23 protein-coding genes are annotated in these 20,493 nt (G+C 60.3%); 17 read left to right on the forward strand and 6 right to left on the reverse strand.

Translation table 11 applies throughout. The annotated features are described in order from the left end of the window. Positions 1-136 precede the first annotated feature (136 nt). From ACW9IR_RS22730 to ACW9IR_RS22740, 3 genes are read left to right on the forward strand one after another with little or no spacing between them, the layout of a single operon-like run. Positions 137-541: a carboxymuconolactone decarboxylase family protein gene (locus ACW9IR_RS22730; protein ID WP_008088075.1), complete on the forward strand. Its 405-nt coding sequence runs from the start codon at positions 137-139 to the stop codon at positions 539-541. A gap of 42 nt (positions 542-583) precedes the next feature. Then, positions 584-1,336: a GntR family transcriptional regulator gene (locus ACW9IR_RS22735; protein ID WP_007918001.1), complete on the forward strand. Its 753-nt coding sequence runs from the start codon at positions 584-586 to the stop codon at positions 1,334-1,336. A 1-nt stretch (position 1,337) separates the two neighbouring features. Beyond that, the gene (locus ACW9IR_RS22740) at positions 1,338-1,901 is read left to right on the forward strand and encodes an NUDIX hydrolase (protein ID WP_102902166.1); all 564 of its coding nucleotides are present in this window, start codon (positions 1,338-1,340) and stop codon (positions 1,899-1,901) included. Between the two features lie 170 nt (positions 1,902-2,071). Here the strand turns inward: ACW9IR_RS22740 and ACW9IR_RS22745 are convergent, their stop codons facing one another. Beyond that, positions 2,072-2,368 carry a DUF1330 domain-containing protein gene (locus tag ACW9IR_RS22745; RefSeq protein ID WP_102902165.1) on the reverse strand — a complete coding sequence of 99 codons (297 nt, stop codon included), beginning with the start codon at positions 2,366-2,368 and terminating at the stop codon, positions 2,072-2,074. Positions 2,369-2,436: 68 nt separating this feature from the next. Here ACW9IR_RS22745 and ribBA point away from each other — a divergent pair, with 68 nt between their 5' ends. The 5 genes from ribBA (at position 2,437) to ACW9IR_RS22770 (ending at position 7,930) form a co-directional block, all read left to right on the forward strand. Next, positions 2,437-3,546 carry a bifunctional 3,4-dihydroxy-2-butanone-4-phosphate synthase/GTP cyclohydrolase II gene (gene ribBA / locus ACW9IR_RS22750; protein ID WP_053121187.1) on the forward strand — a complete coding sequence of 370 codons (1,110 nt, stop codon included), beginning with the start codon at positions 2,437-2,439 and terminating at the stop codon, positions 3,544-3,546. Positions 3,547-3,973: 427 nt separating this feature from the next. Beyond that, positions 3,974-4,999 (forward strand): ABC transporter substrate-binding protein, encoded by a 1,026-nt coding sequence (locus tag ACW9IR_RS22755; protein ID WP_457465172.1) that lies wholly within the window; start codon positions 3,974-3,976, stop codon positions 4,997-4,999. Beyond that, positions 4,996-5,943, forward strand: coding sequence for an ABC transporter permease (locus ACW9IR_RS22760; protein ID WP_457465183.1), 948 nt, complete (start codon positions 4,996-4,998; stop codon positions 5,941-5,943). Before ACW9IR_RS22755 ends, ACW9IR_RS22760 begins: the two co-directional genes overlap by 4 nt. Before the next feature lie 6 nt (positions 5,944-5,949). Further along, the gene (locus tag ACW9IR_RS22765) at positions 5,950-6,759 is read left to right on the forward strand and encodes an ABC transporter permease (protein ID WP_007918021.1); all 810 of its coding nucleotides are present in this window, start codon (positions 5,950-5,952) and stop codon (positions 6,757-6,759) included. A gap of 16 nt (positions 6,760-6,775) precedes the next feature. Continuing rightward, the gene (locus ACW9IR_RS22770; protein ID WP_457465173.1) at positions 6,776-7,930 is read left to right on the forward strand and encodes an ABC transporter ATP-binding protein; all 1,155 of its coding nucleotides are present in this window, start codon (positions 6,776-6,778) and stop codon (positions 7,928-7,930) included. Between the two features lie 192 nt (positions 7,931-8,122). Here ACW9IR_RS22770 and ACW9IR_RS22775 read toward each other — a convergent pair whose 3' ends face one another. Next, positions 8,123-8,848 (reverse strand): transporter substrate-binding domain-containing protein, encoded by a 726-nt coding sequence (locus tag ACW9IR_RS22775; RefSeq protein WP_102902162.1) that lies wholly within the window; start codon positions 8,846-8,848, stop codon positions 8,123-8,125. An 82-nt stretch (positions 8,849-8,930) separates the two neighbouring features. After that, positions 8,931-9,506: a TetR/AcrR family transcriptional regulator gene (locus ACW9IR_RS22780; RefSeq protein WP_008088096.1), complete on the reverse strand. Its 576-nt coding sequence runs from the start codon at positions 9,504-9,506 to the stop codon at positions 8,931-8,933. Between the two features lie 148 nt (positions 9,507-9,654). Between ACW9IR_RS22780 and ACW9IR_RS22785 the strand changes: the two genes are divergently transcribed. Next, positions 9,655-10,452, forward strand: coding sequence for a crotonase/enoyl-CoA hydratase family protein (locus ACW9IR_RS22785; RefSeq protein WP_457465174.1), 798 nt, complete (start codon positions 9,655-9,657; stop codon positions 10,450-10,452). 31 nt (positions 10,453-10,483) lie between these two features. Next, positions 10,484-11,377, forward strand: a complete 894-nt coding sequence (locus tag ACW9IR_RS22790) for an alpha/beta hydrolase family protein (RefSeq protein ID WP_457465175.1) — start codon at positions 10,484-10,486, stop codon at positions 11,375-11,377. A 109-nt stretch (positions 11,378-11,486) separates the two neighbouring features. Here ACW9IR_RS22790 and map read toward each other — a convergent pair whose 3' ends face one another. The 3 genes from map to ACW9IR_RS22805 all read right to left on the reverse strand — a co-directional run bounded on the left by map (position 11,487) and on the right by ACW9IR_RS22805 (position 13,427). Continuing rightward, positions 11,487-12,278, reverse strand: a complete 792-nt coding sequence (gene map, locus ACW9IR_RS22795) for a type I methionyl aminopeptidase (protein ID WP_158957827.1) — start codon at positions 12,276-12,278, stop codon at positions 11,487-11,489. Beyond that, entirely contained in the window at positions 12,275-12,502 is a 228-nt protein-coding gene (locus ACW9IR_RS22800; RefSeq protein ID WP_007918027.1) for a ParD-like family protein, read from the reverse strand. The genes map and ACW9IR_RS22800 overlap by 4 nt, the downstream gene beginning before the upstream one ends. A 67-nt stretch (positions 12,503-12,569) precedes the next feature. Next, positions 12,570-13,427, reverse strand: a complete 858-nt coding sequence (locus ACW9IR_RS22805) for a LysR substrate-binding domain-containing protein (protein WP_110720950.1) — start codon at positions 13,425-13,427, stop codon at positions 12,570-12,572. Positions 13,428-13,536: 109 nt separating this feature from the next. Here ACW9IR_RS22805 and phnD point away from each other — a divergent pair, with 109 nt between their 5' ends. The 7 genes from phnD (at position 13,537) to phnX (ending at position 20,422) form a co-directional block, all read left to right on the forward strand. Then, a complete protein-coding gene (gene phnD / locus ACW9IR_RS22810) occupies positions 13,537-14,403 on the forward strand; it encodes a phosphonate ABC transporter substrate-binding protein (RefSeq protein ID WP_457465176.1) in 867 nt (288 codons plus the stop codon). Continuing rightward, on the forward strand, positions 14,400-15,191 hold the full coding sequence (gene phnC, locus ACW9IR_RS22815; RefSeq protein ID WP_457465177.1) for a phosphonate ABC transporter ATP-binding protein: 792 nt from the start codon (positions 14,400-14,402) through the stop codon (positions 15,189-15,191). The genes phnD and phnC overlap by 4 nt, the downstream gene beginning before the upstream one ends. A 2-nt stretch (positions 15,192-15,193) precedes the next feature. Then, a complete protein-coding gene (gene phnE / locus ACW9IR_RS22820; protein ID WP_457465178.1) occupies positions 15,194-16,012 on the forward strand; it encodes a phosphonate ABC transporter, permease protein PhnE in 819 nt (272 codons plus the stop codon). 110 nt (positions 16,013-16,122) lie between these two features. Then, positions 16,123-17,214, forward strand: coding sequence for an iron-containing alcohol dehydrogenase PsrA (gene psrA, locus ACW9IR_RS22825; protein WP_457465179.1), 1,092 nt, complete (start codon positions 16,123-16,125; stop codon positions 17,212-17,214). Positions 17,215-17,345: 131 nt separating this feature from the next. Next, positions 17,346-18,641, forward strand: coding sequence for an MFS transporter (locus ACW9IR_RS22830; RefSeq protein ID WP_457465180.1), 1,296 nt, complete (start codon positions 17,346-17,348; stop codon positions 18,639-18,641). A 10-nt stretch (positions 18,642-18,651) separates the two neighbouring features. After that, positions 18,652-19,521 carry a LysR substrate-binding domain-containing protein gene (locus ACW9IR_RS22835; protein WP_457465181.1) on the forward strand — a complete coding sequence of 290 codons (870 nt, stop codon included), beginning with the start codon at positions 18,652-18,654 and terminating at the stop codon, positions 19,519-19,521. Positions 19,522-19,594: 73 nt separating this feature from the next. After that, positions 19,595-20,422: a phosphonoacetaldehyde hydrolase gene (gene phnX, locus ACW9IR_RS22840; RefSeq protein WP_457465182.1), complete on the forward strand. Its 828-nt coding sequence runs from the start codon at positions 19,595-19,597 to the stop codon at positions 20,420-20,422. Positions 20,423-20,493: the final 71 nt, after the last annotated feature.

The raw sequence follows: 20,493 nt of genomic DNA on the forward strand, positions 1-20,493 counted from the left end.
GACGGATTCACACAAAACCCTGTAGGAGTGAGCCTGCTCGCGATGGCGGTGGATCAGTCGACATCCATGTTGAATGTCAGTCCGCTATCGCGAGCAGGCTCACTCCTACAAGGGATCTGTGGTCACAGGAGGAATGATGAGTAACGAAAAGTATGAAAAAGGCCTGAAGATCCGCACTCAGGTATTGGGCGAAGCCTACGTGCAGCGCTCAATCGAGAACGCCGACGACTTCACCCGCCCCCTGCAGGAAATGGTCACCGAATACTGCTGGGGCCATGTCTGGGGGCGTGAAGGCTTGTCGCTCAAGGAGCGCAGCATGATCAACCTGGCGATGATCTCGGCGCTCAACCGTCCGCACGAACTCAAGCTGCATGTGCGTGGCGCCTTGCGTAACGGCCTGAGTCGTGAGCAAATACGCGAAATTCTGCTTCAGGTCGGCATCTATTGCGGCGTTCCGGCAGCCGTGGACAGTTTCCGGCTGGCCCGTGAAGCCTTTGCCGAAGCCGACGCCGAAGCCCCAGTTAACCCCTCGGCTGTTTAGATGCCCGTCTGGCATGGACAGCCAACCGAAAGAGCGGACCCCATGAAACGCCAGCCCCTCGACGACAGCTTCAAGGTCAATCGCAACCCCGTTACCCTGCGCGAAATCGTGCTGGATAAACTGCGTAGCGCGATCATGAATTTCCAGCTCATGCCCGGTGATCGTCTGGTCGAGCGCGATCTGTGTGATCGCCTCGGTGTAAGCCGTACGTCGGTGCGTGAAGCCTTGCGTCATCTGGAATCCGAAGGTCTGGTGGAATTCGCCGATGCCAAAGGCCCGCGCGTGGCGATCATCACCCTCGCCGACGCCGTCGATATCTACGAATTGCGCTGCGTGCTCGAAGGTTTGATCGTTCAGCTGTTCACCCTGCGCGCCAAGGCCAAGGACATCAAAGCCCTGGAAAAGGCCCTCGATGAAAACCGCAAGGCGTTGAAGGACGGCGAATTGCAGCAAGTGATCGACTCGGTGCAGGGCTTCTACGACGTGCTGCTCGAAGGCTCGGGCAACCATGTTGCGGCGACTCAGTTGCGTCAGTTGCAGGCGCGCATCAGCTACCTGCGCGCGACCTCGGTTTCCCAAGAGAACCGTCGCGGCGCGAGTAATCAGGAAATGGAAAAAATGGTCGAAGCGATCAAGAGCGGTGATCCGCTGGTGGCGCATCAGGCCTGTGTCGATCACGTTCGCGCTGCCGCTGCGGTAGCGCTCGACTATCTCAAGCGCAAGCAGGAAGAGACCGGCGCAACCCCGGCCATGACCCTGCCCATCGCGCTGAAAGAACCCCGTATAGGTCACTGATATGTTCAGCCCGAGCTATTGCCCGAAATGCGGTGGCCCTGACCTCGGTCAGCAGATACCGGCGGGCGATACGCACGAGCGCCTGATGTGCCGTGGCTGCGGCTACATCCACTACGTCAATCCGAAGATCATCGCCGGCTGCATCATCGAGCAGGACGGCAAATACCTGTTGTGCCAACGGGCGATTCCACCGCGCCCGGGCACCTGGACGCTGCCCGCAGGGTTCATGGAAAGCGGCGAGACCACCGAGCAAGCGGCCATCCGTGAAGTCTGGGAAGAAAGCGGCGTGCGCGCGGAAATCGTCTCGCCGTACTCGATTTTCAGCGTGCCGAAGATCAGCGAGGTGTACATCATCTTCCGCGCGATCGCGCTGGAGATTACCGGGCAGTACGGACCGGAGACCATGGATTACAAGTTCTTCGCGCCTGAAGACATTCCGTGGGAGCAGATTTATTACCCGGCGATCCGGCAGATTCTTGAGCGCTATATCGAAGAGCGCCTGGCCGGGGTTTATGGGATCTATATGGGCAATGACGACAGCGGCAAGATCCACTTCATCCGCTGATCACATTGATCGTTCCCATGCTCCGCGTGGGAACGCCTCCTCGGACGCTCCGCGTTCGGCTCTAAAAGGGACGCGGAGCGTCCCGGGCTGCATTCCCACGCGGAGCGTGGGAACGATCAATCAAAAGATCGCAGCCTTCGGCAGCTCCTACAGGGGCTTCACGGTGAGTCTTAAACTGGGGTGATGCCTTCGACGATGATGATCTCCGCCTTCGCCCATTCTTCGCGGTAACTTTTCGCCTCCTGATACGCCGCCGAGTGGTAGCACGCCACGGCTTTTTCGTAGCTCTCAAACTCGATCACTACGCTGCGTTGCGGCGTCTCGCGCCCTTCCATCGCCTCGCTGCGCCCGCCTCTTGCCAGAAACTTCGCGCCAAACGCGGCGAAGGCTGCCGGCGCGCGCTGGGTGTATTGGCTGTAGTGATCGGCATCGGCTATATCCACATGAGCAATCCAGTACGCCTTCATAGTGACCTCTTTGTTGATTTTGTATTATGGTATACCAATATATTTCCAACGAACCCTGAGAGTCCAGCATGGCCTTCAACAGCATTGAAGAAATCATCGAAGATTATCGCCTCGGCAAAATGGTTTTGCTGGTCGATGACGAAGACCGCGAAAACGAAGGCGACCTGCTGCTGGCCGCCGACCGTTGCACGCCCGAAGCGATCAGCTTCATGGCCCGTGAAGCGCGCGGGCTGATTTGCCTGACGCTCACCGACGACCACTGCCAGCGTCTGGGCCTGGAGCAAATGGTGCCGGCCAATGGCAGCGTGTTCAGCACCGCGTTTACCGTGTCGATCGAAGCGGCGGTTGGCGTGACCACCGGCATCTCGGCGGCTGATCGCGCCTGCACCGTTGCCGCCGCCGTGGCTCCGAATGCCCGCGCTGAAGACCTGGTGCAGCCGGGTCATATCTTCCCGCTGCGCGCCAAGGAAGGTGGCGTGCTGACCCGCGCCGGGCATACCGAAGCGGGTTGTGATCTGGCTCGATTGGCCGGTTTCACCCCGGCCTCGGTGATTGTCGAGGTGATGAACGACGACGGCACCATGGCCCGTCGCCCGGATCTGGAAGTGTTTGCGCGCAAACATGGGATCAAGATCGGCACCATCGCCGACCTGATCCACTATCGCCTGAGCACCGAACACACCATCGAACGGATTGGTGAACGCGAGCTGCCGACGGTGCATGGCACGTTCCGTTTGATCACCTTTGAGGATCGCATCGAGGGCGGCGTGCACATGGCGATGGTCATGGGCGATTTGCGCCGTGAAGAGCCGACGCTGGTGCGCGTGCATGTGATCGATCCGCTGCGTGATCTGGTCGGCGCGGAATATAGCGGGCCGACCAACTGGACGCTGTGGGCGGCACTGCAACGGGTTGCGGCTGAGGGACATGGGGTTGTTGTGGTATTGGCCAATCATGAGTCGTCGCAGGCGTTGCTGGAGCGGGTGCCGCAACTGACTCAGCCACCACGGCAGTTCAGCCGCTCGCAGTCGCGGATTTATTCGGAGGTGGGGACTGGGGCGCAGATTCTGCAGAATCTGGGGGTGGGCAAGCTACGTCACCTGGGCCCTCCTCTGAAATACGCTGGCCTGACCGGGTATGACCTGGAGGTGGTCGAGAGTATTCCGTTCACTGAATAAAGCTGCCCTCACCCCAGCCCTCTCCCGGAGGGAGAGGGAGCCGACCGAGGTGTTTGCCCGCTATACGCCGACCTGAGATTCCGAGTCGAACTCAGGTTTGAACTGCATGGAGAACCGGCTCCCTTTCCGATTCCAAATCGAGCTCGTTTTTTGAACAGCACAACGATCGGCTCCCTTTCCCCCTCTCCCATTGGGAGAGGGCTGGGGTGAGGGGCTGGATCTGAAGTGCGCCCTGCATCTCATGCCGAACACATCCAAAAAACCATAATCAACAGATAACCGGTAAGGCAAAGTGCTTGCACAAAGTTTGGAATACCATAATATGATATTCCATAGACCGGACGCTTCAACGAACGTCCATCTACTGCTCCCGATAGGCGGGCAACAACGCAAGCCCGCTCAAAAACACAACAATGAGGGCGTGAACATGGTGTTGAACAAAGCTGCAACCGCGATCTTTTTTGCGGGACTGCTCAGCGTCACCGGCCAGGCTGCAATGGCGGCCGACAGCGTGAACTTCGTCAGCTGGGGCGGAAGCACCCAGGATGCGCAGAAACAGGCCTGGGCCGATCCGTTCAGCAAGGCCAGCGGCATCACCGTCGTGCAGGATGGCCCCACCGACTACGGCAAACTCAAAGCCATGGTCGAGAGCGGCAATGTGCAGTGGGACGTAGTCGATGTCGAAGCCGATTTCGCCCTGCGCGCCGCCGCTGAAGGCCTGCTCGAACCCCTCGATTTCAAAGTGATTCAGCGCGACAAGATCGACCCGCGTTTCGTCAGCGATCACGGCGTCGGCTCGTTCTTCTTCTCCTTCGTCCTCGGTTACAACGAGGGCAAACTCGGCGCCAACAAGCCGCAGGACTGGAGCGCCCTGTTCGACACCAAGACTTACCCCGGCAAACGCGCCCTGTACAAATGGCCAAGCCCCGGCGTGCTCGAACTGGCGCTGCTGGCCGACGGCGTAGCGGCTGACAAGCTCTACCCGCTGGATCTGGATCGCGCCTTCAAGAAACTCGACACCATCAAGAAAGACATCGTCTGGTGGGGCGGCGGCGCGCAGTCGCAGCAACTGCTGGCGTCCGGCGAAGCGAGCATGGGCCAGTTCTGGAACGGGCGCATTCACGCCCTGCAAGAAGACGGCGCACCGGTCGGTGTGAGCTGGAAACAGAACCTGGTCATGGCCGACATTCTGGTGATTCCAAAAGGCTCGAAAAACAAGGACGCGGCGATGAAGCTCCTCGCTGCTGCCAGCAGCGCCAAAGGCCAGGCTGACTTCTCCAACCTGACCGCCTACGCCCCGGTCAACCTCGACAGTGTGGAGCGTCTGGATTCGACGCTGGCCCCCAACCTGCCGACTGCCTACGCTAAGGATCAGATCACTCTTGATTTCGCGTACTGGGCCAAAAACGGCCAGGCCATCGCGACACGGTGGAACGAATGGCTGGTCAAATGAAAATGGCGGCCACCGCGTCCCGTCCCTCCACTGCCACCGGGAGCGCCAACGGCGCTGCCGGCTCGGCCCACGGAACACAGGCGGTTGCGATGCAGCAAGCCCCGTCCCTCAGACAACGCTGGCGCGGCGCCGGCAACCTCGCCCCGGCGCTGCTGTTCATCGGCCTGTTTTTCCTCGCGCCGTTGATTGGCCTGCTGTTGCGCGGCGTGCTCGAACCGACGCCAGGCCTTGGCAATTATGAACAACTGTTCGCCAACTCGGCGTACGCCCGAGTGCTGCTCAACACCTTTTCGGTGGCCGGGCTGGTGACACTGTTCAGCCTGCTGCTGGGCTTTCCGCTGGCCTGGGCGATCACCCTGGTGCCGCGTGGCTGGGGGCGCTGGATTCTCAACATCGTGCTGCTGTCGATGTGGACCAGCCTGCTCGCCCGCACCTATTCGTGGCTGGTGTTGCTGCAAGCCTCGGGCGTGATCAACAAGGCTCTGATAGCGATGGGCATCATCGATCAACCACTGGAAATGGTGCACAACCTCACCGGTGTGGTGATCGGCATGAGCTACATCATGATCCCGTTCATCGTGCTGCCGTTGCAGGCGACCATGCAGGCCATCGACCCGATGATCCTGCAAGCCGGCTCGATCTGCGGTGCCAGTCCGTGGAGCAACTTCTTCCGGGTGTTCCTGCCGCTGTGCCGGCCGGGTCTGGCCTCCGGTGGCTTGATGGTGTTCGTCATGTCGCTCGGTTACTACGTCACCCCGGCGCTGCTCGGCGGGGCGCAGAACATGATGCTGCCGGAGTTCATCATTCAGCAGGTGCAATCGTTCCTCAACTGGGGCCTGGCCAGTGCCGGCGCCGCGTTGCTGATCGCGATCACTCTGGTGCTGTTCTACTTCTACCTGAAGCTTCAACCGGAATCCCCGGTTGGCGCCAGTAACGCGAGGTAAGCCGACATGCTCCTGACTCCCAATGCGATGAGCCGGCGCATGCGCTTCGGCTTGTATGCAACCACCGGGCTGATCGGTCTGTTCCTGCTGTTGCCGATCGTGTTCATCGTGCTTTTGTCGTTCGGTTCGTCACAGTGGCTGGTGTTCCCGCCACCGGGCTGGACGCTGAAATGGTACGGCCAGTTCTTTTCCAACCCCGACTGGATGAACGCCGCTGCGGCCAGCCTCAAGGTTGCCGTGCTGACCACCATCTGCGCCGTGGCCCTTGGTTTGCCGACTGCGTTTGCGCTGGTGCGCGGGCGTTTTCCCGGCCGGGAAATGCTCTACGGTCTGTTCACCCTGCCGATGATCGTGCCGCTGGTGATCATTGCCGTGGCGGTATACGCGCTGTTCCTCAAGCTCGGTTACACCGGGACGATGTTCGCTTTCGTCGTCAGCCATGTGATCGTCGCGCTGCCGTTTACCATCATCTCGATCATCAACTCGCTGAAGCTGTTCGATCAGTCGATTGAAGACGCGGCGGTGATCTGCGGCGCCTCACGCCTGCAAGCGGTGTTCAAGGTGACGTTCCCGGCGATTCGCCCGGGCATGGTCGCCGGCGCCCTCTTCGCCTTCCTCGTTTCGTGGGACGAAGTGGTGCTCAGCGTGATGATGGCCAGCCCGACCCTGCAAACCCTTCCCGTGAAAATGTGGACCACCTTGCGCCAGGACCTGACGCCAGTGATCGCCGTCGCTTCGACGTTGCTGATCGGCTTGTCTGTTTTGGTCATGGTCATCGCCGCCGCGCTGCGCCGGCGCAACGAAATCAGCGCCTGAGCGCCAGGAGTACGACATGAGTGCCGTGATCAAAGACGCCTCCCAGCAGAATGACAAACCCCTGGTCAGCCTGCGCAACCTGAACAAGCACTACGGCGACTTTGCCGCCGTCGACAACATCTCGCTGGACATCAAGGACGGAGAATTCCTCACCTTCCTCGGTTCCAGCGGCTCGGGCAAAAGCACCACGCTGTCGATGCTCGCCGGGTTTGAAACGCCGAGCAGCGGCGAGATCCTCGTCAACGGTCAGTCGCTGGTGAATGTACCGCCGCACAAGCGTGACATCGGCATGGTGTTCCAGCGCTATTCGCTGTTCCCGCATCTGTCGGTGCGCGACAACATCGCGTTTCCTTTGGCGATTCGCAAACTGGCCGCCGCCGAGCGCGACAAGCGTGTCGATGCAATGCTGAAACTGGTGCAGTTGGAACAGTTCGCGCATCGCCGCCCTTCGCAACTGTCTGGCGGCCAGCAACAGCGTGTCGCCATCGCCCGGGCGCTGGTTTACGAACCACGCATCCTGCTGATGGATGAACCGCTCGGTGCGCTGGATAAAAAGCTGCGCGAGGATTTGCAGGATGAATTGCGCCAACTGCATCGTCGTCTGGGCATCACCATTGTTTACGTGACCCACGATCAGGAAGAAGCCATGCGCTTGTCGCAGCGCATTGCGATTTTCAGTCACGGCAAGATTGTGGGATTGGGCAGCGGTTATGACCTTTATCAGAATCCGCCGAATGCGTTTGTGGCGTCGTTCCTGGGCAATTCGAACTTCCTCAAGCTCAAGGCGCAGGGCAATGCGGCGGCTTCGTTTGAAGGACAGTCATTGTCGATTCGACTGACCGCGGGGTTGCACACCGATCAGGATGTGTTGCTGATGGTGCGGCCGGAAAAGGCACTGGCGTTGAGCGTGGCGCAGGCGAGCAGCGAACCGCTGCCGTCGGGGTGGAATGAGGTTTCAGCGAAGGTGGTGGAAGTGTTGTTTCTCGGTGAGAGCCAGACGTGCAGTGTGGTCACCTCCGGCGGAACCTCAATGACGGTGAAAGCATTGTCAGCCGCCGGCATGCCGCTCAAGGCTGGCGACCCAGTGCAAGTACGCTGGGCCACCGCTGATGCCTGCGTCTACACCGAATGGACCGACAGCGACCTCAACAAAGCCGCCGGTTCTCACTGAAATCCCCTGTAGGAGCTGCATTCCGAATGTGGGAGCGAGCTTGCTCGCGAAGGGGCCGTGTCAGTCACCAGCAATGTTGAATGACACACCGCATTCGCGAGCAAGCTCGCTCCCACAGGGTCTGCCGTCATTTCAAGAATGTCCCCCTCAGGGCCACCCCGGCGTCGGGCTGCGGTGGCTCTTTTTTTGGTCTCAAGGCGCCACCGTCACATCGCCCTGTCCACTCTCGGCCAGCGCTGCAGCGACAAACCCCTCGGCCTTCTTGCGCTCGACAAACGCCCGCACGTACGCCGCGCCTGCCTCTCGCCCACGGGGCACCGCCATGGCCTGGCGAATCGCCGTGAATGCACCGTCCAGCACGCGGTAACGCGCGTCGGCATCCGCGACTTTCTGCAATGGCTGACGGACACCGGCGGCGGCATCCAGGTGTTGCTCGATAAACAGGTCAACGGCACCCGCCGAGGTTTCGGCACGCTCCAATTGTGCGTGCTGCAGCGTGCGACTGAGGAACAGGTCGTAGGCTGCGCCTTTGCCAACGGCCAGTCGCAATCCTGGCTGATCGAGGTCCTCGACCTGGCGATACGCCGACTGCACCTCGACCAGATAAGTCCCCTCGATGATCACGTACGGCTCGCTGAACGCAATCTGCGCCTCACGTACCGGCTCGATGGCGAGGAATGCCAGGTTCCACACGCCCTCCTCCAGCGCCGCGAAAACCTTGCCCGCCGCATCAAAGGTGCGCATCTCCAATTCGACACCCAGCTCGGCAGCCAGCGCGATCGCCAAAGCCACCGAAACACCTTGCGGCGCACCATCTGCTCTGCGCTGCGCCAGCACCGGGTTACCGAAGTTGATGGCGGCATGCAGCACGCCGTCGGGCGCGAGATCGGCCATCACGGCCGGGGTGATTGCACTCATCGTGTTGCTCCCTGATTGGATAAGAAATCAGTGTGTGTCGTGACTGACAACTGTCGAGGACACAACACCCAGCGGGTAAGCCTTATGTCGGTGCCTGACAGGCACTCAAATGTTCCAGCGCCCGACGCGTCACCGCATCAATGTAAGCCGCGTCACCATAGACCCGCGCCAGCAGAATCGCCCCCTCGTAATCCGCCACCCATTGTCGAGCGGTCAGCAAGGCTTGTCCCTCATCGACCTGACCTTCCAGCAAATGCGCAAACGCCTTGGCCCATGCATCGAAAAAGCCGCGAATCGGCTCCAGCAATTCACTTTTACCGTACGCCGCATCGACCGCCACCACGCCCATCAGGCAACCAATCGAGTCATCCTGAAACAGCCGCGCAGCCTTGCGGCCCATTTTGCTCAGGCGTTCTTGTGGCGTGAGTTTTTCGTCGAAGGCCACGGCAAACAAAGTCTGGTTGATGACCTGATGCGTCCAGTCGAGCACGTCACGCAGCAAGGCCTCCTTGTTCGGATAGTGGTGATAGAACGAAGCCTTGGTAAAGCCGCAAGCGGACGCAAGCACGTCCATGGTGGTGCCATGATAGCCAAGGCGCTTGAAGGTATTGGCGCACCGCAGAAGCAGCTCTTCACGGGGGATTTTCAACGGTCGCACGAGTATTTCCTGATCCGGATAACTGGCGGTGATTCTATGACATAAGCCTGCCCTTCTCAATTTGACGGTTACCAACTGTTCGTTTAGTTTCTATTTACCGAACGGATGGTCAGTAACTGGCCGCCGACAAAAATCAGGGAGAGCAGAGATGAACGAAGCCAACAGTGGCCCCGGCCGAGTCACCCGCGAACAACGCGGTCAGTTGTTTTTGATCGGTCTGGATCGCGCCGGCAAACGCAACGCATTCGACAGTGCAATGCTGACGGACCTGGCATTGGCCATCGGCGAGTATGAGCGCAATGACGAACTGCGCTGCGCCGTGCTGTTCGCCCATGGCGAGCACTTCACTGCGGGTCTGGACTTGATGGAACTGACGCCAAAACTGGTGTCAGGCGCCTTCAAGTATCCTGAAGAAGGCATCGACCCATGGGGCGTTTCCAAACCGCGCAGGCGTAAACCGGTGGTGGTTGCCATTGAAGGCATTTGCTGGACGGCGGGCATCGAATTGATGCTCAACGCCGACATCAGCATTGCCGCCACCAATGCCCGTTTCGCTCATCTGGAAGTGTTGCGCGGGATCTCACCCGCCGGCGGTTCCACCGTGCGCTTCACCCGCGCAGCGGGCTGGACCGCCGCCATGCGCTACATGCTCACGGGGGAAGAGTTCGATGCCACTGCCGCCCTGCACATGCGCCTGCTGACCGAAGTAGTCGAGCCCGGTCAGACTCTGGCACGCGCCATCGAATACGCCGAACGCATTGCCAAGGCTGCGCCTCTGGCGATTCAGGCGACGCTGCAATCGGCGTTTCTGGCGCAGGATCAGGGAGACGATGCGGCATTGTCGAAGCTTGATGAACAACTGCTGGCCCTGATCAAAACCGAGGATGTCCGCGAGGGCGTCATGGCGATGATGCAGAAGCGCGAACCGCAGTTCAAAGGTCGCTGAAGGCTTTGCTCAACTCACTCGGAACAATTTCATGAACACCATGGCCGCAGCCTTTGCCGAATCGATCCAGAGACAGGACATCGCCCTCATTGCCCGCGATGGTTATCCATTGTCAGCCAAGCGCTACAGCGCGGCGGGCGCGGTCAAAGGCAACCTGATCATGGCCGGCGCCACCGGGGTGCAACAGCGCTTTTATCGGCGTTTTGCCGAGCACGCGGCGCGCCAGGGCTTTCACGTGCTGACCCTCGATTACCGGGGCATCGGTGAGTCGAAACCGGCTTCCCTCAAAGGCTTTGAGATGTCTTATCTGGATTGGGCTTATCAGGATCTGGCGGCGGCAGTGGATCTGCTAAGCCAGGAAGCGTTGCCGTTGTATTGGGTCGGCCATTCGTTTGGTGGTCACGCGATTGGTCTGTTGCCCAATCACCACGCCCTGACGGCTTGCTACACCTTGGGCAGTGGTGCGGGATGGAGCGGCTGGATGTCCAGAGCCGAGGCCTGGAAAATCCGTCTGATGTGGACGTTTGTGCTGCCGGTGATTGTCGCCCGCAAAGGCTACATGGCCTGGAGCATGCTGGGCATGGGCGATGATTTGCCGCTGGGCGTTTACAACGACTGGAAACGCTGGTGCAAATTCCCCCACTACTACTTCGACGACCCCGAGATGAGACATCTGCATGCGCTCTACGCCGAGGTCACAACGCCATGCGTTTTCGCCACGTCGGTCGATGATCCGTGGGCGCCGCCGCGTTCGCGCGATGCGTTTGTCAAAGCCATGGTGAATGCACCGCTGACATTGCTGGATCTGCAGCCGCCACTGGGCAGCAAACCGTACGGGCACATGGGTTACTTCCGCGAAAGCGCACAGCCGTTGTGGGATGAGGTGCTTGATTGGCTGCAAAGCGTCCCTGCACACACCACATAACTTGTAGGAGCTGCCGCAGGCTGCGATCTGTTGATCTCGCTGTTAAAAACAAGATCAACAGATCGCAGCCTCGTTTCACTCGACAGCTCCTACAGGGGTTTTGTGGTGTTTAGGTGATCGGGGAATAGCCTTCGATTTCGTCCGGCCAGGCGGTGAGGATTTCGAAGCCGGTTTCGGTCACCGCGACCATATGCTCCCACTGCGCCGACAACGAACCATCCTTGGTCAGCACCGTCCAGCCGTCCGGCATGTTCTTCACGTGACGCTTGCCGGCATTGAGCATCGGTTCCACGGTAAAAATCATCCCGGCCTTAAGCTTCATGCCCTGATTGGGAAAGCCGTAATGCAGAATCTGCGGCTCATCGTGATAGACCTTGCCGATCCCGTGCCCGCAATACTCGCGCACTACGCTGAAGCCTTCCTTCTCCGCCAGGCTCTGGATCGCGTGGCCGATGTCGCCCAAGGTGGCGCCCGGTTTCACCACGCGAATACCCGCGCACATGGCGTCATAAGTGGTCTTGATCAGATGCTGCGCCTCAGGCGTCGCCTCACCGACCACGTACATGCGGCTGGTGTCGCCGAACCAGCCGTCCTTGATCACCGCGATATCGAGATTGACGATATCGCCATCCTTCAACGGTGTGCCCGACGGGATGCCATGACACACCACATCGTTGACCGAGGCGCAGACGGTTTTCGGAAATCCGTGATAACCGACGTTGGCCGGCACCGCTTTCTGCACGTTGACGATGTAGTCATTACACAGTTGATCGAGCTGATCAGTGGTGACGCCCGCCTTGACGTGCGGCACCAGCATCGCCAGCACTTCAGCGGCGAGTTTGCCGGCAGCACGCGATTGCGCGATGTCGGCCGGGGTGTTGATCTTGATCTGGTTTCTCATGCGCTGACGGCTTCCTGAGTCAGTTGTTGCAGATCCAGCCCGCCGTTCTGTTCGGCGCGGATCAGCAAGCGGCAAATGGCGCTGTGGTCGAGGTTGGGGTGCAGTTCGGCGAGCATGCCGATACGCATCCAGTGCTCGGCTTGCGCGTTGATCGAGCGGCTGAGAGCGTTGCTGGAGATACGCAGGTTCTCGTGCATGTCCTCTGAAATCTTTACGATGCCCATATATGAATCCGATACGATGTGTATATGGAACGTATATTAGCCAAGCCTCGCCGAAGATTGCAAATCTTCAGCCAATCGCCGCATCAAAGAACGACGAAATGAGCCGACTCGAACGGCGCTCAGCCAGACAATACAAATACGTTTCCGTAAACAGCTCTTCGCCTTCGATTCTGATCGTGCGGATTTTCGGATCGGCAATGAACTCCGCTTCCGACACCACACCCAGCCCCAACCCGCGCACCACCGCTTCACGCAACGCCTCACGACTGCCGATTTCCATGGCAATGCGCGGTTTTACCTGCGCCGCATTCAGTGCCTGCTCCAGCACCAGCCGTGTGGTCGAACCGGGCTCACGTTGCAGCAGGCGCTGCCCTTCCAACTCCTCCAGGCGCACGCTGCCGCGATTGGCCAGCGGATGTTCATGGTGGGCAAAGAGGATGATCGCGTGCCGCGCATAACGCACCGAACACAATGCCGGATCATCCTGACGCCCGGCCAACACCGCGATATCGGTCACATAGTTTTCCAAATCCGACAACACCTGCGCAGAGTTACCCACGCGGATCGACACGTCGATATTCGGATGCTGTTGCAGGTAACTGTCGACCATTTCGATCACATGAAACGGCCCCACCGCACCGACCTTGAGCTGGCCGCTGTCGAGCCGTCCGGAATCACGCAGCAGGTTATGCGCTTCCAGTTCCAGCAGGGCGATGCGCTGAGCGATAGGCAGCAGTTGCCGACCCACATCCGACAACTCGATCCGCCGCCCACGCCGGTGGAAAAGCTCAACATTGTGCTGACGTTCCAAGGCCTGCACCTGAGTGGTCAGGGTCGGTTGGCTCAATCCCGACGCCCGCGCGCCGGCACTGAAACTGCCGTGACGGGCGACGGCGAGAAAGGCACGCAATTTGGCGCTCGACATCCATAGACTCCATCAATAGTTAGCTGCGGTTTCGCATATTGAATTGATTGAATGACTGTCACGTGACAGACCTAGCCTGTGGCAACTCCCAACCACACCGTGGAATGCCATGAAAACAATCAAACAGTTTCTGCGTGCCGCCAGCCTTGCCGTACTTGCCCTGAGTGCCAGCCAGGTCTGGGCCAAGGACAAACTGACCATTGGCCTGATCCCCTCCGAAGATTCCCAAGCGATGATCGAATCGAGCAAACAAGTGCTCGACGATCTGCAAGCCAAAATCGGCATGCCGGTGGTGCCGTTTGTGGCCACCGACTACAACGGCATCATCGAAGCGCTGCGCTCGGGCAAACTCGACGTCGCCTACCTCGGGCCGTTCTCCTACGTGCTGGCGACCTCGGTGGCGGATGTCGAAGCGTTCTCGGTGGCGGTGACCAAGAAGACCGGCCAGAGCGCGTACAAAAGCGTGATTCTGGCGCGCAAGGACAGCGGCATTCATACGCTGGCCGACCTCAAGGGCCATACGTTCGCGTTCGTCGATCCGAGTTCCGCGTCCGGTCATCTGTTCCCGAAAGCAGGCCTGGAACAGGCCGGTTTCGCCCCGGACAGTTTGTTCAAACGGGTGATTTTCTCCGGTTCCCACGACGCCAGCATCCTCGCGGTGGAGAACAAGAAAGTTGACGCGGCAGCCGTGGCTGACCGCATCTTCGCCAGCGCCGTGGCCAAAGGTGTGGTGAAGCAGGATGACTTCGAAATCGTCTGGAGTTCCAAGCCGATCCCCGAATCGCCGATGGTCTGGCGCAAGGCGCTCGATCCGGAATTGAAGAAGAAGGTCGCCGACGCGCTGGCTTCGATCAAGGACGTGCCGTGGGGCGATCAGGGCGTGCTCAATGGTTTCCAGCCGACCACCGACGCCTCTTACGACGTGGTGCGCGAAACCGCCAAGGTGCTCGATCTCGATTTGCAGAGCATGAAATGATCAGCATCCGCCAACTGACCAAACACTACGGCAGCAACCCGGTATTGCGCGGCATCGACCTGGAAGTCGCTGCGGGCGAATTCGTCGTCGTGCTCGGTCAGTCAGGCGCCGGTAAATCGACCTTGCTGCGTTGCATCAATCGTCTGGCACAGGCCGACAGCGGCACACTGAATGTGGCCGGTATCGATGCCCTCGCCTGCCCCGACACCAGCGTTCTGCGCCGTGAAGTCGCGATGATTTTTCAGCACCACAACGTCGTACCGCGCCTGAGCGTGTTGAAGAACGTGCTGACCGGTCGCCTCGGTTCCGTCGGCACCCTCGCCTCGATTCTGCAGCTGTTTCGCCGTGACGATGTGGCGCTGGCGAGGCAATGCCTGGAGCGCGTCGAGCTGGCGCACAAGGCCGGTGAGCGTACCGATTCATTGTCTGGCGGGCAGAAGCAGCGCGTCGGCATTGCCCGCGCCCTGTCGCAACGGCCGCAGGTGATTCTGGCCGATGAACCGATCGCCAGCCTCGACCCGAAAACCGCACGGCTGGTGTTGCAATACCTGCGCGATGCCACCCGCGAGCTGGGCATCACCGTGCTGTGCAATCTGCATCAGGTCGAATACGCCCGCGAGTTCGGGGACCGCGTGGTCGGCTTGGCCAACGGCAGTCTGGTGTTCGATGGCAACGCGTCGAGCATGACCGACGCCGATCTGGCGCGAATCTATCCGGGGCAATCGGCGCAATCCTCTGCTGACGTGCCCACGCCCACCCCGTCCTACCGCACTGCCTCGAGGGTCTGAACATGTCATCGCAAAACTATCAGTGGGTCGGCGACCGGCCCCGTGGCCCGCGCAGTTGGCTGACCACCGCCGGCATCGTCCTGATCGTGCTGTGGACGCTGAACTGGAGCGCGCAAGGTGCGCAACTCAGCCTCGGTGAACTGGCAGCGGGGTTGCCGCAGATTGGTGACTTTCTTTCGCGCACCTTTCCGCCGGATCTGAGCATCCTGCCGCGTCTGGTCGCGCCAGCGGTGGAGACTTTGCAGATCGCCATTTGGGGCACCCTGCTCGGCGTGTTGCTGGCGATTCCGCTGTCGTTTCTCGCCGCGCGCAATCTGAGCCGCAATCGCTGGGTGTTTCACATCACCCGTCAGGCGCTGAATTTCACGCGCAGCATCAACGAACTGATCCTCGCGCTGATTTTCGTTTCAGCCGTCGGCCTCGGCCCCTTCCCCGGTGTATTGGCGCTGGCGCTGCATGGCTTGGGCATGCTCGGCAAGTTCTTCGCCGAGAGCATCGAAGAGATCGATCAAGGGCCGATTGAAGCGCTGCAAGCCACCGGTGCTCGACCGTTGCAGGTGATCGTGTTTGGCGTTTTGCCGCAGGTCATCACCGCGTGGATTGCGGTGATTCTGTACCGCTTCGAAGTTAACTTGCGCTCGGCCACGGTGCTGGGAATGGTCGGCGCCGGCGGTTTGGGTTTCGAACTGGTGAGCAGTCTCAAGCTGTTCAAATACCAGGAAACCGCGACCTGCATCATCGTCATCACTTTCATGGTGATCGTCGCCGACGCCATCTCCAGCCGCCTGCGCGCGGCGATCCAGAGCGGTTCGGCGCACTAGCGCAAAGCTGCTATCGGCTGAGCCGATTCAAACCTGCGATTTATCGATTTGTGCCGTTGTCGGCCGCCATCGAGTATGTGGCCACACGACAACAACAAGAAGGATCCACCATGACTGCCCGTTTTCAGAACCCCGTCGATATCCGCTTCGGCTGGGGCAGCCTGCAAGACCTCGCCGCCATCACCGAGCAACAGCGCGTCGCCCTCGTAACCTTCCCTGAAGCCCGAGGGCTGGGCTTGGTGGACCGTTTGCAACGCTTGCTCGGCGAACGTCTGATCTACATTGTCGAAGACGTCCAGCCCAACCCCGACGTCGGCCATCTGCGCAGCACTTACGAGCATTTCTGGCAGCACGCCGGCGACTGTGACGTGGTACTCGCCGTGGGTGGCGGCAGCGCCATCGACACCGCCAAAGCGTTGATCGTCGGCACCGAATCCGGGCATTTCGATGAACTGTTGGCGCTGCTGGCGGCCGGCAAACCGTTCACCCCGGCACGCTGCAAACAGTTGATCGCCGCGCCGACCACCGCCGGCACCGGCAGCGAAGTCACGCCGTGGGCGACGATCTGGGACAGCGCCAGCCAGAAGAAATACTCGCTGCACCTGGACTGCACCTGGCCGCGCGTGGCGATCATCGACCCGCAACTGATGCTCACCGTACCGGCCAGTGTCACCGTTTCCACCGGTCTCGATGCGCTGTCCCATGCGCTGGAGGCAATCTGGAACGTCAACGCCAACCCGGTCTCCGACACTTTCGCCATTTCTGCGATCGAAGACATTCTCGAATGCCTGCCGCGTCTGCAAAAAGACCTGTCGAGCCAAGAGTTGCGCACGCGCATGGCACTCGCCGCACTCAAGGCCGGGCTGGCTTTTTCCAACACCAAAACCGCGCTGGCGCATTCGATTTCCTATGAGATGACCTTGCGCCACGGCTTGCCCCACGGCATCGCCTGCTCTTTCACCCTGCCGTTGGTGCTCGGCTTGGCTTGGGGTCATGACGCAACACGTGACCGCGTCCTGCAACGGGTATTCGGCGAAGATCTGCTCACTGCGCAACAGCAATTGCGCGAATTCCTGCACAGCCTCGGGGTAAAGACCGAGTTTGCCGATTACGGCGTCTCGGCCAAGGACGCCGAAGACATCATCCACCTCGCGATGCAGGGCGCGCGCGGCAAGAACTTCATCGGTTCACAAGCCGCCTGACCTCGCCCGCAACCTGAACGACCCAAGCACAGCCGGCGGCGTACAACGCCGCGGTGATTTCCTGCCGCACCAAAAAAGAGTGCACCCGCCGACGACAAACGGCGGGAACCCACAACAATAAGGAAAAGATCATGAATCGTGCCGAAACAATGCCTGGTCTCGCCGTCCGTTCTGCCTCGTTCCGGGTCGCGCAGTGGCGCATGCTGCTGGCGGCGATGTTCTGTTACCTGTTTTTCTACACCGGTCGGCAGACCTTCGGTTTTGCCATTCCGGGGATTCAGGCCGAGTTCGGTTTGAGCAAGGAAACCCTCGGCTGGGCGTCTGCTGCAATGCTGTGGGCCTACGCGATTGGTCAGGCGATCAACGGCAACCTCGCCGACAAGTTCGGTGGCCGGCGCATCATGACCCTCGGCGCAGTGCTGTCCTGCGCGGCGAACTGGGTGACCAGTTTTGCCGGCGGTTTCACCAGTCTGATCCTGCCGTGGGGCGTCAACGGCTACTTTCAGGCCTTGGGCTGGGCGCCGGGCGGTCGGTTGATTGCGAATTGGTGGGCGGCGGGCGAGCGCGGCAAGGTCTATGGTTTCTACACTTTCGCCGCCGGTTGCGCGTCGATTCTGTCGTACGTCACCTCCATCGTCGTGCTCGAAGTGCTGCAACTGGAATGGCGCTGGATCTTCCGTTTGCCGGTGCTGCTGATGCTCGCCGGCGGGATCATTTTCTATCTGGTTGCCCGCGAACGCCCGCAGGATCTAGGCTTCGAACCGGTAGGTGATACTGGCGTGGCCAACGCTGACGACAAACATCAGGAAGCCGCACATGGCGAAGTCGAGTCCTCGGCTCAACGCTATAAGGCCGTGCTGAAAAATCCCCGGCTGCTGATCGCCGCGCTGTCATTGGGCTTTCAGAACGCGGCGCGCTACGGCTTGATCGTCTGGGTACCGGTGCACTTTCTCGGCGCGGACTGGAAAAGCGGTGACGGCATGATCGATCCGAAATGGATCACCGTCGCCCTCCCCGTCGGCATGGCGGTTGGCGCATTGAGCAACGGCTGGGTGTCGGACAAACTGTTCGGCTCCAAGCGCTATCTGGCGATCATGCTCTACATGTTGCTCGGCGCCGCCACCAGTTTGTGGATGTGGAGCCTGCCGCCACACAGTGTCATCGGTCTGGTCGCGTTGTTCCTTTGCGGGTTCTTCGTCTACGGCCCGGCCTCGAGTTTCTGGGCGCTGTGCCCGGATCTGGTCGGGGCCAAACGCGCCGGTACGGCGACCGGGATCATGAACTTTTCCTCGTACCTGTTCGCCGGATTGGCCGAGCCACTGATCGGGCGTCTGCTTGACACCACGGCAAATACGTCTCTGATCTTCATAGTGGTCACCAGCGCCTGCCTGTGCAGTGCGGCAGTGGCATTGTTCATTCGACGCTGACGGGGCTTGCATGTACCAGTATCACAAGTGGTTGCGTTCGTTTCATGCGGTGGCCAAAACCGGCAGTTTCACTCTCGCAGCGGAGTACCTCAGCGTCGGTCAGCCGACCGTCAGCGAGCAGGTCAACGCACTGGAGAACACCTTCTCGGTAGAGCTGTTCCATCGCCGTGGCCGCTACATCGAAATGAGCGCCGCCGGGCACAAGCTCTATGCGATCACTCAGGGTCTGTTCGGTCAGGAGGATGAAGCCGTGCAACTGTTGCAGAGCTTCAAGCAGCGCAAGACCGGCATGTTGCGCCTCGGCGCAGTGTCGCCGCCGATTGCGATGAACCTGACCTACGAGCTGATGCAGCGCCACCCGGATATCGAACTGGAAACCTCGTTTTCTTCGGAAAAGGACACCCTGGCGCGGTTGTTCAACTTTGATATCGACGTGGCGATTCTGGCTTTGTCGGAATTCGATGAGCGCTTCCACACGCGGCTGTACCACCGTTATCCGATCATCGCCGTGGTCCGCGATGACCATCCCTGGGCCGGTCAGTCGCAGGTTCACATCAGCGAAATCAGCCGCGAAAAATGGGTGATGCGCGAGCAAAGTGCGCGGACCCGGCAACTGGTGGAAGAAAGCTGCAAGCGCCTCGATATCGAGCTCAACTGCGTCATGCAACTCAACAGCCGCGAAGCCATCGTTCACGCGATCGTCAAGGGCATCGGCATCGGGTTTGTCTCGGCGGTCGAGTACGCCGAAACACCCGGCACCACGCCGATCACCTTTATCGACCACCCGTTCTTTATCGAATACCACCTGTGCTGCCTCGGCATCCGCCGCAACCGGCCAGTGATTGCCGAACTGTTTGATGCGAATCTACCGCTGACCTGATCAGCACTGACCCCTGGCCGCCTACCTCATTGCCGAGGGACGGCCCACGCTTACCTGAAAACGGAGATTGACCATGCAGTACCAACAACCGACTCACCTGCAAGCCGCGATCCTTGACTGGGCCGGCACCGTTGTCGATTTCGGCTCGTTTGCGCCAACGCAAATCTTCGTCGAAGCCTTTGCCGAGTTTGGCGTCGCGGTGTCGCTTGAAGAAGCGCGCGGGCCGATGGGCATGGGCAAGTGGGATCACATCCGCACCCTGTGCAACCTGCCGCAGATTGCCGAGCGTTATCGTGCAGCATTCGACCGCGTGCCGAGCGATGACGATGTGACGGCAATCTACGAACGTTTCATGCCGCTGCAGATCGAAAAAATCGCCCTGCATTCGGCGCTGATCCCGGGTGCGCTTGAGGCGATTGCGACGTTGCGCGACAAGGGTCTGAAAATCGGCTCCTGCTCGGGTTATCCGGCGGTGGTGATGGCCAAGGTCGTCGAACTGGCGCGGGAAAATGGCTATGTCGCCGATCATGTCGTGGCCACTGATGAAGTGCCGAATGGCCGACCCTATCCGGCGCAGGCCTTGGCCAACGTGATTGCTCTGGGCATCAATGACGTGGCGGCATGCGTCAAGGTCGATGACACCTGGCCGGGGATTCTCGAAGGGCGCGCCGCCGGCATGTGGACGGTGGCGTTGACCTGTTCCGGCAACGCACTGGGCCTGAGCTATGAGCAATACAAGGCGTTGCCGTCGGATCGACTGGCGGAAGAACGTGCGCGGATCGGCAAGATGTTCGCGCCTTCACGTCCGCACTACCTGATCGACACCATCGCCGAGCTGCCGGAAGTCATCGACGACATCAATGCACGCCTGGCGCGCGGCGAAACCCCACAAGCCTGCTAACGCATCCCCCCTACCCCTGATCGTTCCCACGCTCCGCGTGGGAATGCAGCCCGTGACGCTCCGCGTCACTG

The sequence above is a fragment of the Pseudomonas sp. SDT291_1_S447 genome (assembly GCF_054070155.1).

What these genes read in the sequence shown, in the direction of transcription:
- phnD (WP_457465176.1), top strand. Translation starts at nt 13,537, where the DNA reads ATGAAAACAATCAAACAGTTTCTGCGTGCCGCCAGCCTTGCCGTACTT.
- ACW9IR_RS22775 (WP_102902162.1), bottom strand. Translation starts at nt 8,848, where the DNA reads ATGAGTGCAATCACCCCGGCCGTGATGGCCGATCTCGCGCCCGACGGC.
- phnE (WP_457465178.1), top strand. Translation starts at nt 15,194, where the DNA reads ATGTCATCGCAAAACTATCAGTGGGTCGGCGACCGGCCCCGTGGCCCG.
- ACW9IR_RS22760 (WP_457465183.1), top strand. Translation starts at nt 4,996, where the DNA reads ATGAAAATGGCGGCCACCGCGTCCCGTCCCTCCACTGCCACCGGGAGC.
- ACW9IR_RS22790 (WP_457465175.1), top strand. Translation starts at nt 10,484, where the DNA reads ATGAACACCATGGCCGCAGCCTTTGCCGAATCGATCCAGAGACAGGAC.
- ACW9IR_RS22805 (WP_110720950.1), bottom strand. Translation starts at nt 13,427, where the DNA reads ATGTCGAGCGCCAAATTGCGTGCCTTTCTCGCCGTCGCCCGTCACGGC.
- ACW9IR_RS22800 (WP_007918027.1), bottom strand. Translation starts at nt 12,502, where the DNA reads ATGGGCATCGTAAAGATTTCAGAGGACATGCACGAGAACCTGCGTATC.
- ACW9IR_RS22755 (WP_457465172.1), top strand. Translation starts at nt 3,974, where the DNA reads ATGGTGTTGAACAAAGCTGCAACCGCGATCTTTTTTGCGGGACTGCTC.
- phnX (WP_457465182.1), top strand. Translation starts at nt 19,595, where the DNA reads ATGCAGTACCAACAACCGACTCACCTGCAAGCCGCGATCCTTGACTGG.
- ACW9IR_RS22745 (WP_102902165.1), bottom strand. Translation starts at nt 2,368, where the DNA reads ATGAAGGCGTACTGGATTGCTCATGTGGATATAGCCGATGCCGATCAC.
- ACW9IR_RS22785 (WP_457465174.1), top strand. Translation starts at nt 9,655, where the DNA reads ATGAACGAAGCCAACAGTGGCCCCGGCCGAGTCACCCGCGAACAACGC.
- ACW9IR_RS22740 (WP_102902166.1), top strand. Translation starts at nt 1,338, where the DNA reads ATGTTCAGCCCGAGCTATTGCCCGAAATGCGGTGGCCCTGACCTCGGT.
- ACW9IR_RS22835 (WP_457465181.1), top strand. Translation starts at nt 18,652, where the DNA reads ATGTACCAGTATCACAAGTGGTTGCGTTCGTTTCATGCGGTGGCCAAA.
- map (WP_158957827.1), bottom strand. Translation starts at nt 12,278, where the DNA reads ATGAGAAACCAGATCAAGATCAACACCCCGGCCGACATCGCGCAATCG.
- ACW9IR_RS22730 (WP_008088075.1), top strand. Translation starts at nt 137, where the DNA reads ATGAGTAACGAAAAGTATGAAAAAGGCCTGAAGATCCGCACTCAGGTA.
- ACW9IR_RS22735 (WP_007918001.1), top strand. Translation starts at nt 584, where the DNA reads ATGAAACGCCAGCCCCTCGACGACAGCTTCAAGGTCAATCGCAACCCC.
- ACW9IR_RS22770 (WP_457465173.1), top strand. Translation starts at nt 6,776, where the DNA reads ATGAGTGCCGTGATCAAAGACGCCTCCCAGCAGAATGACAAACCCCTG.
- phnC (WP_457465177.1), top strand. Translation starts at nt 14,400, where the DNA reads ATGATCAGCATCCGCCAACTGACCAAACACTACGGCAGCAACCCGGTA.
- ACW9IR_RS22765 (WP_007918021.1), top strand. Translation starts at nt 5,950, where the DNA reads ATGCTCCTGACTCCCAATGCGATGAGCCGGCGCATGCGCTTCGGCTTG.
- ribBA (WP_053121187.1), top strand. Translation starts at nt 2,437, where the DNA reads ATGGCCTTCAACAGCATTGAAGAAATCATCGAAGATTATCGCCTCGGC.
- psrA (WP_457465179.1), top strand. Translation starts at nt 16,123, where the DNA reads ATGACTGCCCGTTTTCAGAACCCCGTCGATATCCGCTTCGGCTGGGGC.
- ACW9IR_RS22830 (WP_457465180.1), top strand. Translation starts at nt 17,346, where the DNA reads ATGAATCGTGCCGAAACAATGCCTGGTCTCGCCGTCCGTTCTGCCTCG.